We start from the raw sequence: 15925 nt of genomic DNA on the forward strand, positions 1-15925 counted from the left end.
CGAGCGCCGCCCGCGCGGCGCTTCGCGGGGCAAGCCCGCTCCCACTGTCTACCTTTGGCCAGTTATGCCTGTTACATCTTCACTGTCCGCCTTGGCGCTCGACCCGATATTGAGGCGGGCAGCTGTCCGATTCACTTGAATCTCAAACCATGCACCAAGGCTGGCAGTGGAGATGCAACTGACATAACTGGCCGAAGGTAGATAGTGGGAGCGGGCTTGCCCCGCGAAGCGCCGCGCGGGCGGCGCTCGATCTCATGAGCGCAAAACACCTGAAGCCATGCGCCTGGTTCCCCACCTCCCATTCCCCACAAAAAGGCCCATAATCCCCCCTTAATCCCCCCATAGTGCAATGCCAGCCACACCACTCCGGGAGCTCCAACCATGCACGTTCTGCTCTGCGAGGACGACGACCTGATCGCCAGCGGCATCTGCGCCGGCCTCACCGCCCAGGGCCTGACCGTCGACCGCGTGGCCAACGCCGCCAGCGCCCGGGCCATTCTCCAGGCCGCGCAGTTCGACGTGATGATCCTCGACCTGGGCCTGCCCGACGAAGACGGCCTCAAGCTGCTGCGCCGCCTGCGCCAGCAAGGCGTGGACCTACCAGTGCTGGTGCTGACGGCACGCGATGCGGTCACCGACCGGGTGGATGGCTTGCAGGCCGGCGCCGATGACTACCTGCTCAAACCTTTCGACCTGCGCGAGCTGGCCGCGCGCCTGCATACCCTGCTGCGCCGGGTGGCCGGGCGGGCGGTCAACGTGATCGAGCATGGGCCGCTGCGCTATGACCCCAGCAGCTGCGAAGCAAGCCTGGCCGGCCAACCCGTCGACCTGTCGCGCCGCGAGCAGGCCTTGCTCCAGGCGCTGCTGCAAAACCCCGGCCGTGTGCTCTCCAGCGAGCAGCTCAAGGACTGCGTGTACGGTTTCAGCGACGAAGTCGAAAGCAACGCCCTCAACGTGCACATCCACCACCTGCGCCGCAAGCTGGGCAACAGCATCGTCGAGACCGTGCGCGGCCTGGGTTACCGCCTTGGCCCGGCGCAGGCCCCGGAGGAAGCGGCATCATGAGCCTGCGTGTGCGCCTGAGCCTGATCCTCGGCAGTGCCTTCATCATCATCTGGGTGCTGGCCGCCGCGTGGATGCTACGCGACCTGCGCCAGCAAATGATGTTTTCCCTCGACCAGCGCCTGGTTGCCTCGGCGCGCATGGTTGCCGGGCTGATCGACCAGCTGCCGCAGCCGCTGGCCGCCAAGGGTGAAGATGCGCACTTTTCCGCTGACCAGTTCAGCGTGCCCGACGGTATGGCCTGCCAGGTGAGTTCGCTGCGGGGTGAAATCCTTGCCAGCAACCACAAGCACGATGGCGCCATGGACGATGAGCACAGCGGCTTCCGCGACCAGACCATCGACGGCGCGTCGTGGCGTACCTTCACCTACAACCATGGCGATGTGCGCATTACTACCGCCGACCGCCACATGGAACGCGAGGCGCTGAACCAGTCGATCCTGCTGGCCGCCTCGGCACCGGTGCTGATGGCCTTGCTCGGCAGCCTGGGGCTGGTGTGGATCGGCCTGGGCAAAGGCCTGGAGCCGCTCAACCGCATGCGCGATGCCCTGCGCAGGCGGCGTGCCGACAGCGTCGAGCCGTTGCAGGTGGCAGGCTTGCCCACTGAGCTGCAGCCGCTGCTGGATACCCAGAACCAGCTGTTCCTGCGTATCGCCCAGACCCTCGAGCGTGAACGCCGCCTGACTGACGACGCCGCCCACGAACTGCGCAGCCCGCTGACCGCGATCAAGACCCACCTGCAGGTGGCCCGCATGACCGACGGCGCAGTGCGCGAGCAGGCGCTGGAACATGCCGAGCAGGGCACCGACCGTATGCACCGCACGCTGGAGCAACTGCTGATGCTGGCGCGTGTCGAGGGCAGCTTGTCGTTCGAGGATGGCCTGCAGTGCAGCGCCGAGCAGGTCGCCCGTCAGGCGGTGCAGGATGCCGGTGGCGGTGACAACCGGCGCATCGTCGTGCGCCTGCCTGAGGACGCCACCCGCATCTACCTCGGCATGCCCGCACCTCTGGCAGTGGCGGCCTTGCGCAACCTGCTGGACAACGCCCTGCGCCATGGCGGTGACACCGAGGTGGAGCTGGACGTGCAGATGGCCGATGGGCAGGTGGGCTTCATGGTCCGCGACCATGGCCCAGGCATTGCCGCGGACGACCTGCAACACCTGACCGAGCGCTTCTGGCGCAATGGCCAGAGCGGTGGGTGCGGGTTGGGGCTGGCGATTGTCCAGGCGATCGTGCAGCGCTGTGCCGGCAGCCTGCGCTTCGACAGCCAGAGCGATGGTTTGCGGGTTGTGCTGCAAGTGCCGGCGCGATCGGGCGCTTGATCTTCTTAGCCTGTACCGGCCCCAGCGCCGGCAACGACCACAAAAAATCCCACAACAACCGCTAAATCCTCCCCGCAGCCAAGCGTTTTCCAAGCGACAACTACCCGCACATTCGCTTGCTTGCGAGGATTCACCCATGTCCACCGCTTCCAGCCTTGCCCAGGTCCCGCCGGCCAGCGCGCCGCAGCCACTTTACGAGTTCACCGACTCGCCCTTGCTGCAACGCCAGCAGCAACAGGAATCCAACGCCCGCAGCTACCCCCGGCGCATCCCGCTGGCGCTCAAGCGCGCCCGTGGCATTCATGTCGAAGATGTCGAAGGCCGCCAGTTCATCGACTGCCTGGCCGGTGCCGGTACCTTGGCCCTGGGCCACAACCACCCTGTGGTGATCGAGGCGATCCAGCGTGTGCTGGCCGATGAAATACCGCTGCACACCCTCGACCTGACCACGCCGGTCAAGGACCGCTTCGTCCAGGACCTGTTCGGCATCCTGCCCGAAGCGCTGCGCCGTGAAGCCAAGGTGCAGTTCTGCGGCCCCACCGGTACCGACGCCGTTGAAGCAGCGCTGAAACTGGTGCGCAGCGCCACCGGGCGCAGCACCGTGCTGGCCTTCCAGGGTGCCTATCACGGCATGAGCCAGGGCGCGCTGAGCCTGATGGGCAGCCATGGCCCCAAGCAGCCGCTGGGTGCGCTGCTGGGCAACGGTGTGCAGTTCATGCCATACCCCTACGATTACCGCTGCCCGTTCGGCCTGGGTGGCGAAGCCGGGATCAAGGCCAACCTGCATTACCTGGAAAACCTGCTGCTCGATCCGGAAAGCGGCGTGCCGTTGCCTGCAGCGGTGATACTGGAAGTGGTGCAAGGCGAGGGTGGCGTGGTGCCTGCCGATATCGAATGGCTCAAGGGTGTGCGCCGCATCACCGAACAGGCCGGTGTGGCGCTGATCGTCGATGAGATCCAGAGCGGCTTCGCCCGCACCGGGCGGATGTTCGCCTTCGAGCACGCCGGCATCGTGCCGGATGTAGTTACCCTGTCCAAAGCCATTGGTGGCAGCCTGCCGCTGGCGGTGGTGGTCTACCGCGACTGGCTCGACACCTGGAAGCCCGGCGCCCATGCCGGCACCTTCCGCGGCAACCAGATGGCCATGGCCGCAGGCTCTGCGGTCATCAACTACCTGGTCGAACACCGCCTGGCCGAGCATGCCGAGGCCATGGGCCAGCGCCTGCGTGGTCATTTGCAATCGTTGCAGAAAAACTATCCGCAGCTGGGTGATATCCGCGGCCGTGGCTTGATGCTCGGGGTGGAGCTGGTCGACCCGCACGGCCCGCGCGACGTGCTGGGCCACCCGCTGGCCAACCGTGAACTGGCACCCAAGGTGCAGCGGGAATGCCTCAAACGCGGCCTCATCCTCGAGCTGGGTGGGCGCCATGGCGCGGTGGTGCGCTTCCTGCCGCCGCTGATCATCACTGCGCCGCAGATCGATGACGTCGCGCAGCGTTTTGCCGAGGCGCTGGCCGCGGCAGTCTGACAATAACCGGGGGCGCGCAAGGCGGCCCCCGGTAACGCTACAGGTCAGTCGAACGTTCGCCCGACCCGCCAGTAGCCCATCAGCGTCAGGCACTCACGTTGCAGCCCGCGCTCCTTGATCAGGTGCCGACGGATATCCATCACCGCCGCCGATTCCCCGGCCACCCAGGCGTAGAACTCGCTGCGGGTGGTGCTGGAGCGGTCCCAGAGAATGCGCTTGTCGACATCCACGTCTTCCAGCCGTGCGCCCGGCGCAGCTTGCCCGCGCGGCAAATTGGCCAGCTCGCGCACGGCATGCTGCATGGCCTGGCCATGGTCGCACTGCAGCGTGTCACGCGGCAGCCAGTGCACACGGGTGGCCGGGCTGTGGTGCAGGGCTACGCAGTCGGCCTCAAGCGGCACCTCGATGAACGCTTCGACCGCAAGGTCGGGTTGTTCATCGGCCAGTTGTTCAAGGATGCCGGCGATGGCGGGCAATGCCGTTTCGTCCCCGGCCAGCAGCACGTTGCGCGCGCCCTGGGGCGGCTTCCATTCATACCCGCCGGGGTCGCCGGCATGGGCCTGGTTTGGCGCAAGCATCTGCAGCGGGTCGCCGACCCGGGCCGCGGTCGCCCAGGCCGATGCGGGGCCATTCACGCCATGCAGGACGAAGTCGACGTCTACTTCCATGGCTTCCGGGCGCAGGGCGCGGATGGTGTAGGTACGCATGGGCGGCCGCTGCTGGGGTGGCAGGGCGCTGTGCGCGGCTTTCCAGTGGGTACCGTCGGGCAGCACCGGTAGCGAGCCGTCAGGGGCAGGGAAAAACAGCTTTACCCGCTGGTCGGGCGCCAGGCTGTTCATGTCGGCCACGTCCGGGCCGGTGAATACCAGGCGGCTCAGTGAAGGTGAAAGGGTGATGCGCTGCTTGAGTTGCAGGTCGAACAGGCGATAGGGGGTGGTGACCGGCGTGTGGTCGCCAACCAGGCGGCGCAAGCCTTGCTGAATCGCCTGGGTGATGCGGGAAGGGTTGGACATGCGGAGGTCCTCTTTGCAGGGGCGGCTTTCTTGGTGGACGAGCCGCCGCCGCCGCAAATTACCGCCGCACGCTGCTCCGCTTACCAGCCGCGCCCGGAGTTGACCCAGAAGTTGACCGACAACGACGTCGACACCGACTCCACCTGGTGGAACCAGCCTTCGGGCAGGAACAACAGGTCGCCGGCTTCCAGCAGCACGCGCAGAAAGGTGACCGCGCGCGCGTCCGGGAAGCGTTGGTAATCCGGCGCGTCCGGGTTGAAGTCGCAGCCATCGAGCCCGCCCTTGGGGGCCGTGGACCAGGTGCCTAATGCTGGCCGGTGGTGGGGCGCGGCCAGGATGAACGATTTGTGCCCCCAGACCTGGGCGAACAGGTTGTCGCTGTCATCGCGGTGCAGGGGCGTGAGGGTGCCTTTGGGGCCGATCCAGATTCGCGGCGCGATGTACAGCGACCGGTCGAAGTACGGCGGATGCTGGATGAGCTCGAGCAACTGGGCCGGCACGATGTTGTTGCCCATGTAGGCGGGCGGTGCGCTTTGCTCGGTGGGTGGCGGCGGGTTGTCCAGCGAATTGATGAAGTCGGCCATGGAGGTGGAGCGGAAGTCGCGATCGGTCGAGAAGGTCTTCTTCACGTAGTCGCCATGGCGGGTAATGCCCTGTAGTTCGGCGAAGTGTTCCAGTGAGGCCTGGCGATCGAGGTTGAACAGCTTCCACTCGCGCAAGGCGTCACGGATCACCAGCGGCGTGCCGTTGGGCAGGTAGTCGCGGCGAAACCCCTCGACCGTCAGTTGCGCCGCAGCGATGCGCTGCACCTCGGTGAGCTGCGGCAGGCTCGCCGACACCTGTTCGCTATAGCGAGGTGGCGTGACGTAGCGCTGGTTCATTTCGGTCTTCTGCGCTGCACCGCCTCGGCGCGCCTGGTCGATGATCTGTGGCAGCAAGGTGGCCAGGCCAAGATTGCCGCCGATCTTCAGCTGCCCGCTGGCGAACAGCTCTTCGACGTTGGCGCTGCCGGCCATGATCCCGAGCAGGTCCTGCTGGCTGACCTCGATGGTCACGTCCGGCGCGGCATGCCGGCCAGGCTCGGCATGGGCCTTGTCGCCGGCTTCGCACCAGTAGGCCTGCTGCGGGCCGAACACGAATTGGAAGATACCTTTAACGCCGACGGCAGCGGCATTGGCGAACAGTTTCGCCAGCGAGGTTTGCAGATCCATGGCAAGGCCTCTTCATAGGGGGATGGATGTGAGAAGTGAACGAAGGGCCGTGCGTGGAATTTAGCGCGCCGTTGGCAGGCCCTGATGCCGCGCCCAGGGTGTTGCGCACGCTTAATTTTTTGCAGGTTGTATCCGTTTCGTAGGGATAGCCGGGCACTGCCCGTGGTACCTCACTCGTACGGAAGCAATCTGATGAATGCCGAAAAGTCCCTGCAACTGGCCCGCCGTTTCATCGAACTGCCGCTGGAAAAGCGCCGCCTGTTCCTTGATGGCCTGGCCAGAGAGGGCATCGACTTTTCCCAGTTCCCTATCCCTGCGGGCGTGGCGGCCGAGGACCGCCTGGCGCCTTCCTACGCCCAGCAACGCATGTGGGTGCTCTGGCAGCTCGACCCAGAGGGTGGCGCCTACAACCTGCCGGGTGCGGTAAGGCTCAAGGGCAAGCTGGACGAGCCGGCCCTGCAGCAGGCATTCGTGACGTTGCTTGACCGCCACCAGAGCCTGGCTTGTGTGTTTGAGCAGCAAGCTGATGAAAGCCTGGCGCAAGTGCTGCGCCCCGCCGAGCCGCAGGTGCAGCGCCTGGACCTGAGCGCGTTCGCCGAGGAAGCCCGCGAGGCCCGGGTACAGGCTGAAGTGGAGGCCGAATCGCTGCGCCCGTTCGACCTGGAGCACGGGCCGCTGCTGCGCATTCGCCTGTTGCACCTGGCGGAGCAGGAGCACGTGCTGCTGCTCACCTTGCACCATATCGTCTCCGATGGCTGGTCGATGAACGTGCTGATCGACGAGTTCAGCCGCTGCTACGACGCGTTCGCCGCGGGCGAACAGCCACGCCTGCCGGCGTTGCCGATCCAGTACGTCGATTACGCCTTGTGGCAGCGCCGCTGGCTGGAAGCCGGTGAGCTGGAGCGCCAGCTGGCCTACTGGCAGGCCACGCTGGGTGACGAGCAGCCCGTGCTGGAGCTGCCGCTTGACCATGCGCGGCCTGCCACCCCGAGCTTTCGCGGCAACCGCCTTGAGTTCGCTGTCGATGCCGCCCTGGCCGAACAGCTGCGCAGCTTTGCCCGCCAGCACAACCTGACGTTGTTCATGCTGCTGTTGGCGGGGTTCGGCCTGTTGCTGCAGCGCCACACCGGCCAGGCCGACCTGCGCATCGGCAGCCCGGTGGCCAACCGCAACCGCAGCGAAATCGAGGGGCTGATCGGCCTGTTCGTCAATACCCAGGTGTTGCGCCTGCAACCGGATGCCCAAGCCGATGTACTCGATTATCTGCAGGCCGTGCGCCAGACCGTGCTCGGTGCCCAGGCACACCAGGACTTGCCGTTCGAGCGCCTGGTCGATGCGCTGAAGGTCGAACGCAGCCTGGCGCACGCGCCGCTGTTCCAGGTGATGTACAACCATCAGCCGCAGGTGGCCGACCTGGCCGCAGTCACCCTGAGCTCGGGGCTGGAGCTGTGCCCCCTGCAATGGCGCAGCCGCACCACCCAGTTCGACCTGAGCCTGGACACCTATGAGAAGGGCGGGGTGCTGCATGCCGCCTTCACGTACGCCTGCGACCTGTTCGACGCGGCCACCGTGCAGCGCATGGCCGAGCATTGGCAGACCCTGCTGCGCGCCCTGGTCGCGCAGCCACAAGCTGCCCTGTGGCAGCTGCCGATGCTCGACCAGGCGACCCTGCGCACGGTACTGCACGACTGGAACGCAACCGCCACGGATTATCCGCTGCACACCGCCGTGCACCAGCTGATCGAAGACCAGGTGCAGCGCACGCCGCAGGCACCGGCGCTGGTGTTCGGCGATACGGCACTGAGCTACGCCGAGCTGGATGCGCAGGCCAATCGCCTGGCCCATTACCTGCGCGCGCAGGGCGCCGGCGCCGACCGGCTGGTCGGCATCAGCGTGCAGCGCAGCGTCGAAATGGTGGTAGGCCTGCTGGCCACCCTCAAGGCCGGCGCCGCCTATGTGCCGCTGGACCCGGAATACCCTGCAGAGCGCCTGGCCTACATGATCGAGGACAGCGGCATCGCGCTGCTGCTCACCCAGCAGGCGTTGCTGGAAACCCTGCCGGTGCCGGCGGGCGTGCGCTGCGTGGCCCTCGACCAGTTGGCGCTGGACGCACTGCCGGCCACGGCGCTGAACCTGCCGGTGGTGGCCAGCCAGCTGGCCTACGTGATTTACACCTCCGGTTCAACCGGCCGCCCGAAAGGCGCGGGCAACAGCCATGCAGCCCTGACCAACCGGCTGTGCTGGATGCAGCAGGCCTATGGCCTGGATGGCAGCGACACGGTGCTGCAGAAGACCCCGTTCAGTTTCGACGTGTCGGTGTGGGAGTTCTTCTGGCCACTGATGACCGGCGCCCGCCTGGCGGTGGCGGCACCGGGCGAGCATCGTGACCCGGCGCGGCTGATCGCGACCCTGCAGCGCCATCAGGTGAGTACCCTGCATTTCGTCCCATCAATGCTCCAGGCCTTCATCCATGAGCCTGGCGTCGAGGCCTGCGCCAGCCTGCGGCGTATCGTCTGCAGTGGCGAGGCGCTGCCGGTGGATGCCCAGCAGCAAGTGTTCGCCAAGCTGCCGCAGGCAGGCCTGTACAACTTGTACGGCCCTACCGAGGCGGCCATCGACGTCACCCACTGGACCTGCGCCGAAGAGGGCCGCGACAGCGTGCCGATTGGCCTGCCCATCGCCAACCTGCGCACCTATGTGCTGGATGCCGGGCTGGAACCGGTCGCGCCCGGCGTGGCCGGCGAACTGTACCTGGGCGGTGTCGGCCTGGCCCGCGGTTACCATCGCCGCCCGGGGCTGACGGCCGAGCGCTTCGTCGCCGACCCGTTCGCCAGCGGCGAGCGCCTGTACCGCACCGGCGACCGTGTGCGCCAGCGCGGCGACGGCGTCATCGAATACCTGGGGCGCTTCGACCATCAAGTTAAGATCCGCGGTCTGCGCATCGAACTGGGCGAAATCGAAGCACGCCTGGCCCAGCATCCGAGTGTTCGCGAGGCGGTGGTGCTGGCCGTTGATGGCAAGCAGCTGGTTGCTTACCTGGTGCTCAACCAGCAGGACCAAGGCTGGCAGCAGGTGCTCAAGGACTGGCTGCTGCAGGCCCTGCCCGAGTTCATGGTGCCCACCCATCTGCTGCCACTGGCCAGCCTGCCGCTGACACCCAACGGCAAGCTCGACCGCAAAGCCCTGCCGCAACCGCAGGCCAGCGCCCGCGGCGCCCATGTCGCACCAGGCAATGAAACCCAGCGCACCCTGGCCGACATCTGGTGCGCCGTACTCGGGGTGGAAAAGGTCGGCATCGACGACAACTTCTTCGAGCTGGGCGGCGATTCGATCATCGCCATCCAGGTGGTCAGCCGCGCCCGTCGCCAAGGCCTGCAGTTCAGCCCGCGTGATCTGTTCCAGTACCAGACCGTGCGCAGCCTGGCGGGCGCGGCGGGGCAGGCGGTGCAGGTCGAGGCGCAGCAGGGCCAGGTGCAGGGTGCGGCGCTGCTGAGCCCGATTCAATTGCAGTTCTTTGCCCAGGCCATGCCTGTGCGCGGCCACTGGAACCAGTCGCTGCTGTTGACCCCGCGCCAGGCGTTGGTGCCTGAGCGCCTGGCGGCGGCCGTGGCGCAGTTGCTGCGTCAGCACGACGCCCTGAACCTGCGTTTCAGTGAACGGGACGGCGACTGGCAGGCGTGGCATGCCGAAGGTGAGCAGGGGTTGCCGTTCGCCCAGCACCAAGTCGCCGATGAGCACGCACTGGCCGAGCTGTGCGAGGCCACCCAGCGCAGCCTCGACCTGGCCAACGGGCCGCTGCTGCGCGCCGCCCTGGTCCAGTTGGCGGATGGCAGCCAGCGCCTGTTGCTGGTGATCCACCACCTGGTGGTCGATGGCGTATCCTGGCGGGTACTGCTCGAAGACCTGCAACAGGCTTACCAGCAAGCCCCATTACCGGCCAAGACCAGCGCCTGGCAGGCCTGGGCGGCGCGGCTGCCGGGATTGGCCGAGCGCCACGCCGACGAGCTTGACTACTGGTGCGCGCAGACCGTGGCCGCCGAGCTGCCCTGCGACAACCCGCAAGGGCTGGCGAGCAACCGCCAGGGCCGCAAGCTTGAAGCCCGATTTGACGCAGCCTTCACCCGCCAGCTGTTGCAGGAGGCCCCGGCGGCCTACCGCACCCAGGCCAACGACCTGCTGCTGACCGCCCTGGCCCAGGCCGTGGCCGACTGGAGCGGCCAGGCCGAGGTGCTGGTGCAACTGGAGGGGCATGGCCGCGAAGAGGTGTTCGAGGACATCGACCTGTCGCGCACGGTGGGCTGGTTCACTACGCTGTTCCCGGTCCGCCTGACCCCGACACAGGCGCCGGGCAGCGCCATAAAGGCCATCAAGGAACAGCTGCGCAGCGTGCCGAACAAGGGCCTCGGCCACGGCCTGCTGCAACAGCTCGGCACCCCGGCGCAGCGCCAGGCCCTCGCCGCGCTGGCAACGCCACGCATCACCTTCAACTACCTGGGGCAGTTCGACCGCCAGTTCGACGACCAGGCCCTGTGGATCCCAGCCGTCGAGAGCAGCGGCCTGGCCCAGGATACCGATGCGCCGCTGGCCAACTGGTTGACCGTCGAAGGTCAGGTTTATGGTGGTGAGCTGGCGCTTCAGTTCGGTTTTAGTAGCCAGATGTATCAGCAGGCGACCATTGCCGAACTGCTGGCGCGCTTCAAGGCCCGCCTGAGCGAGCTGGTAGCTCACTGCTGCGCCCTGCAAGTGCCACAGGCCACTCCATCGGACTTCCCGCTCGCCGGCCTGGACCAGGCGGGGCTCGATGCGCTACCGCTGGGCTGTGCCGGGCTTGACGACTTGTTGCCACTGGCGCCGATGCAGCAAGGGCTTCTGTACCACAGCTTGCTCGGACAACAGAGCGCTAGCTATATCAACCAGATGCGTCTGGCGATCGAGGGCCTGGAGCCTGAACGTTTTCGTGATGCCTGGCAGGCCACCCTGCAGGCCCATCCCATGCTGCGTAGCGGGTTCGCCTGGGACGGTGAGTTGCAACAGCCGTTGCAGCGCGTGCAGCGCCAGGCGAGCCTGCCGTTCAGTTGTCTGGACTGGCGTGCCCGGACAGACCACCAGAAGGCGCTCGAGGCGTTGGCCCTCGAAGAGCGCGAACGTGGCTTCGACCTGCGCCAGGCGCCGTTGCTGCGCGTGGTGCTGGTGCGCCTCGGCCAGGCGCAGTGGGAGATGATCTACACCCACCATCATCTGTTGATGGACGGCTGGAGCAACGGCCTGCTGCTGGCGGAGGTGCTGCGTCGTTATAGTGGCCTGGCGGTGGCCGCGCCGGTTTCCAGCCAGCGTGATTACATTGCCTGGTTGCAGGCACAGGATGCAGTGGCCAGCGAAGCATTCTGGCGAGAGCGCCTGGCGTGCCTCGAAGCACCCACACTGCTGGCTAGCCAGTTGGCGGGCGGGGGTCAGGCTGGGCAGCGTGCGGATCTGCACCTGTCGCTCGATGCACAGCAGGTTGCCCGGCTGGAGGCTTTTGCCAAAGCCCGCAAGGTCACCTTCAACACCTTGGTGCAAGCCGCCTGGCTGCTCTTGCTGCAGCGCTATACCGGGCAGGCTTCGCCATGCTTCGGTGCCACCGTCGCCGGTCGCCCGTCCGCGCTGCCGGGGGCCGAGCAGCAGATTGGCTTGTTCATCAATACGTTGCCGGTGATCGCCTCGGCACCGCCGCAGGCTTCACTGGGGCAGTGGCTGGAGCACGTCCAGGTGCAGAACCTGGCCCTGCGCGAGCACGAACACACGCCGCTGGCCGACATCCAGCGTTGGGCCGGGCATGCCGGTGACGCCCTGTTCGATACCTTGCTGGTGTTCGAGAACTACCCGGTAGAACAGGTGCTCGAACAGGCGGCCGCCGAGGGGCTGCGGTTCGGCGAGGTGCGCAACCTGGAGCAGACCCATTATTCGCTGACCTTGATGCTGACCCTTGGGAGTACGCTGGCACTGCACTTCAACTACGACCGTGGCCAGATTGCCGACGCGCAATTGGCTCGCGTCGCCGAACACCTGATCAACCTTCTGCTGCAATTGCCGGCGCAGGCCGACAGGCCGCTTGCCGAGCTGTCGATGCTTGGCGCCGACGAATGCCAGCACCTGTTGGTGGATTGGAATGACGATCAGCCTGGCCTGGCGGATGCACGTTGCATTCACGAGATGATCGAGCAGCGTGTGCGCACGCAGGGTGATGCGCTGGCGCTGATCGCCGGCACGCAACGCCTGAGCTACGCGCAACTCGATCGCCAGGCCAATCAGGTCGCCCATTGCCTGATCGAGCTGGGGGTAGGGCCAGAGGTGCGAGTTGGCGTGGCACTGCGCCGCGATGCGCAACTGCCGGTCGCCCTGCTGGGCGTACTGAAGGCCGGGGGTGCGTACGTTCCGTTGGACCCGGACTACCCGGCCGAACGGGTCGCCTACATGCTTGAAGACAGCCAGGCCAGCGTGTTGCTGACCGAGGACGGGGTACTCACACAGTTGCACGGCAGTTTACCCACCGTCCGAATGGGGCAGTTGGCCGATTACCCACAGCACTCTCCGTGCACGCAGGTCACTGCGGGCAATCTTGCCTACGTGATCTATACCTCTGGCTCCACCGGCCGGCCCAAAGGTGTGGCCATTACTCACCGCAACGTGCAGGCGCTGGTCGAGTGGACCGCTCAGGTCTTCAGTCCGCAGGACTTGCAAGGCGTGCTGGCATCGACCTCGGTGTGCTTCGACCTGTCGGTGTGGGAGCTGTTCGTGACCCTGGCCCTGGGCGGTCAGGTGATTCTTGCGCGCAATGCCCTGGAGCTCCCGCAGCTTCCTGCCCGTGAGCACGTGCGGCTGATCAACAGCGTGCCTTCGGCGGTCGCCGCGCTGGCCCGTGCGGGGCAGATTCCTGACAGCGTGCAAATCGTCAACCTGGCGGGTGAGCCACTCAAGCAGGCGCTTGTCGACACCCTGTATGCCAGTGGTTCGATCAAGCACGTCAACGACCTGTACGGGCCCTCGGAAGACACCACCTATTCCACCTGGGTGCGCCGCAGCGCCAACGGCCAGGCCAGCATCGGCCGGCCACTGAGCAACAGCAGCGGTTTCGTGCTTGACGACCTGCTGCAGCCAGTGCCCGGCGGACTTCGCGGCGAGCTCTATCTGGGCGGCGCCGGCGTCACCCGAGGCTACCTGTTGCGCCCGGGGTTGACTGCCGAGCGTTTCGTGCCCGACCCGTTCGGCAGCGCGGGCGGGCGCCTGTACCGTACCGGCGACCTGGTGCGCCTGGGCGCACAGGACAACCTTGAATACCTGGGTCGAGTCGACCATCAGGTGAAAATCCGCGGCCTGCGTATCGAACTGGGCGAGATCGAAGCACAGTTGCTGGCTTTGGCCGGGGTTCGCGAGGCCGTTGTGCTGGCCAGCAATGAGCAACTGGTGGCCTACCTGGTCGGCGACGAACAGCTCGCCGCCGCCGATAGCGTGCGTGAACAGCTGCGCCGGGTGTTGCCGGAATACATGGTCCCAGCGCAGGTGGTCAGGCTTGAACAGCTACCGCTCACACCCAACGGCAAACTTGATCGCAAGGCGTTGCCGACTGTGGCAAACGCCCCCCGCAAAGCCCTTTACAGAGCACCGCAATCGAGCCTGGAACAACAGCTGGCGGCGCTGTGGTGCGATGTCCTGCAGCTTGAGCGGGCAGGGCTGGACGATGACTTTTTCGAACTCGGTGGCCACTCGCTGCAACTGGTGATGATGCAGACGCGGGTGCGCGGCCTGCTGGGTATCGACGTGACCCTCAAGCAACTGCAGGGGCTGCGCACGCTCGGTGATCTGGCTACCTATCTACAACAGATGCAGTCCGAGCAAGGACAAGATCTGGAGCTCGAGCTGATTTTCGGCGCGCTCGACGAACTGGAGGAAGACAATGCTTAAGCAAGGTGGCGCACGCCCGGAACAACTGGTCGCCCGGATCAGGGCGCTGAGCGGCGACAAGCGCCGGCAATTGTTTGCGCGTCTGCGAGACATGGGCGTCAACGTCGCGCACTTGCCCATCGTGCCGGCCCAGGACAGTGGCCCGGCACCGTTGTCCTATGCCCAGCAGCGCCAGCACTTCCTCTGGCAGCTTGACCCGCAGGGTTGTGCGTACAACATCCCGGTGGCACTACGCCTGCGCGGCGCGCTCGACATCGATGCGCTGCGCCAGGCCCTTGAAGCGCTGGTCGAACGCCAGGCGAGCCTGCGCACCCGTTTCGTCGAAGCGCAGGGTGAGGTTTACCAGGTTGTGGACGATGCGTCGGGCGCAGTCCCCCTGTCGATTGACACTTCGCCAGTTTTCGCTCACTTGCGGGATAGGCACATCCAGACGCTCGTCGAAACGGAATTGCGCACGCCGTTCGACCTGGCCAACGAACCGCTGTGGCGTGTGCGACTGGTGGGCTTGGCTGAAGACGACTTCGTACTGTTGATGACGCTGCATCACGCGATCAGTGATGGGTGGTCGATGGGCGTGGTGGTCGATGAACTGCTGGCCTGTTATAGCGCGGCAGCGCAGGGACAGGCAACCGGCCTGGCAGCGTTGTCGATCCAGTACCACGACTATGCACGCTGGCAACGCGAATGGATGGAATCGGGCGAACTGCAGCGGCAGTTGGACTACTGGACCACCACGCTTGGCGAACTGCCACCGGTGCTGGCGCTGCCCACCGACCATCCGCGGCCACAGCATCAAAGCCTGCGTGGCGCGCGGCTGGCATTGCCGCTGCCGCCGATGCTGAGCGAAGCCTTGCATGCACTTGCCCAGCGCCAGGGCGCTACGGTGTTCATGCTGCTTCTGGCGTCGTTCGCCGTAGTGCTGCAACGTTGCAGCGGCCAGCACGACCTGCGCATCGGCGTGCCCAATGCCAATCGAAACCGCAGCGAGACCGAGCGCCTGGTAGGCCTGTTCGTCAACACTCAGGTACTGCGTCTGCAGGTCGATGACAGCCTGCCATTCGCACAGTGGTTGCACCAGGTCGAGCAGACGGTCAATGACGCTCAGGCCCACAGCGAGTTGCCGTTCGAACAGCTGGTAGAGGCCCTGCAGCCCGAGCGCAGCCTGGGGCATAACCCGCTGTTCCAGGTCATGCACAACCACCAGGTGAGCAAAGGGCAGACGCTGAAGGCCAGCCTGGGTGGCTTGCAGATCGAAGGCCTGCCGCTGGAAGCCCAGACCGCTCAGCTTGACCTGACCCTGGAAACCCAGGATACCCCGGATGGCCTGTGTGCCAGCCTGGTCTATGCCACCGACCTGTTCAAGCCACAGACGGTGGCAAACCTGGGCCGCCACTGGCTGAACCTGCTGCAGTCCATTGTCTGCGCGCCGGAGACCCGAATCGGCGAACTGCCGATGCTGGACAACGACGAGCGCGTGCTGCTCGAGCAGTTCAACGCCACCACCACCCCCTACGACCTGACCCAGACCGTGCACGGCCTGTTCGAGCAGCAGGTGCAGGCCAACCCCGATGCGCCTGCCTTGCTGTTCGGCGAACAGCAACTGAGCTACGCCGAGCTCAACGCCCGGGCCAACCGCCTGGCGCACCGGCTGATCGCCGCCGGCGTAGGCGAAGACGTGCTGGTGGGCGTGGCTGCCGAGCGCAGCCTGGAACTGGTGGTGGGCCTGCTGGCGGTGCTCAAGGCCGGTGGCGCCTACGTGCCGCTGGACCCGGACTACCCGGCCGAACGCCTGGCCTACCTGTTCGAAGACAGTGGCGTCAGCCTGCTGCTGACCCAGCCACACCTGGC

General features: G+C 66.2%; 6 protein-coding genes and 1 pseudogene. 5 read left to right on the forward strand and 2 right to left on the reverse strand.

Translation table 11 applies throughout. From position 1 onward, the window contains the following. Positions 1 to 381: 381 nt before the first annotated feature. From ACFY68_RS13660 to ACFY68_RS13670, 3 genes are all read left to right on the forward strand, one after another. Positions 382 to 1065 (forward strand): response regulator transcription factor, encoded by a 684-nt coding sequence (locus tag ACFY68_RS13660; protein ID WP_346615606.1) that lies wholly within the window; start codon positions 382 to 384, stop codon positions 1063 to 1065. Next, on the forward strand, positions 1062 to 2384 hold the full coding sequence (locus ACFY68_RS13665; protein WP_387527974.1) for an ATP-binding protein: 1323 nt from the start codon (positions 1062 to 1064) through the stop codon (positions 2382 to 2384). Before ACFY68_RS13660 ends, ACFY68_RS13665 begins: the two co-directional genes overlap by 4 nt. A 136-nt stretch (positions 2385 to 2520) precedes the next feature. Then, complete coding sequence (locus ACFY68_RS13670; protein WP_387527977.1) at positions 2521 to 3912, forward strand: aspartate aminotransferase family protein; 1392 nt, start codon at positions 2521 to 2523, stop codon at positions 3910 to 3912. A gap of 44 nt (positions 3913 to 3956) precedes the next feature. Here the strand turns inward: ACFY68_RS13670 and ACFY68_RS13675 are convergent, their stop codons facing one another. Together ACFY68_RS13675 and ACFY68_RS13680 are read right to left on the reverse strand one after the other, a co-directional pair. Then, positions 3957 to 4925, reverse strand: coding sequence for a siderophore-interacting protein (locus ACFY68_RS13675; RefSeq protein WP_387527980.1), 969 nt, complete (start codon positions 4923 to 4925; stop codon positions 3957 to 3959). Positions 4926 to 5005: 80 nt separating this feature from the next. Then, positions 5006 to 6136: a cupin-like domain-containing protein gene (locus ACFY68_RS13680; RefSeq protein ID WP_387527983.1), complete on the reverse strand. Its 1131-nt coding sequence runs from the start codon at positions 6134 to 6136 to the stop codon at positions 5006 to 5008. Between the two features lie 192 nt (positions 6137 to 6328). Here ACFY68_RS13680 and ACFY68_RS13685 point away from each other — a divergent pair. Then, positions 6329 to 13993: pseudogene (locus tag ACFY68_RS13685) on the forward strand (amino acid adenylation domain-containing protein); the annotation flags it as partial. 76 nt (positions 13994 to 14069) lie between these two features. Further along, a partial coding sequence (locus tag ACFY68_RS13690) for a condensation domain-containing protein (protein WP_387527986.1) occupies positions 14070 to 15925 on the forward strand: 1856 nt, incomplete at its 3' end.

It is taken from the genome of Pseudomonas sp. NPDC012596 (assembly GCF_042902325.1).
Lineage (GTDB): Bacteria > Pseudomonadota > Gammaproteobacteria > Pseudomonadales > Pseudomonadaceae > Aquipseudomonas.

Coding starts and splice junctions, on each gene's coding strand:
- ACFY68_RS13660 (WP_346615606.1), top strand. CDS start 382: ATGCACGTTCTGCTCTGCGAGGACGACGACCTGATCGCCAGCGGCATC.
- ACFY68_RS13665 (WP_387527974.1), top strand. CDS start 1,062: ATGAGCCTGCGTGTGCGCCTGAGCCTGATCCTCGGCAGTGCCTTCATC.
- ACFY68_RS13670 (WP_387527977.1), top strand. CDS start 2,521: ATGTCCACCGCTTCCAGCCTTGCCCAGGTCCCGCCGGCCAGCGCGCCG.
- ACFY68_RS13675 (WP_387527980.1), bottom strand. CDS start 4,925: ATGTCCAACCCTTCCCGCATCACCCAGGCGATTCAGCAAGGCTTGCGC.
- ACFY68_RS13680 (WP_387527983.1), bottom strand. CDS start 6,136: ATGGATCTGCAAACCTCGCTGGCGAAACTGTTCGCCAATGCCGCTGCC.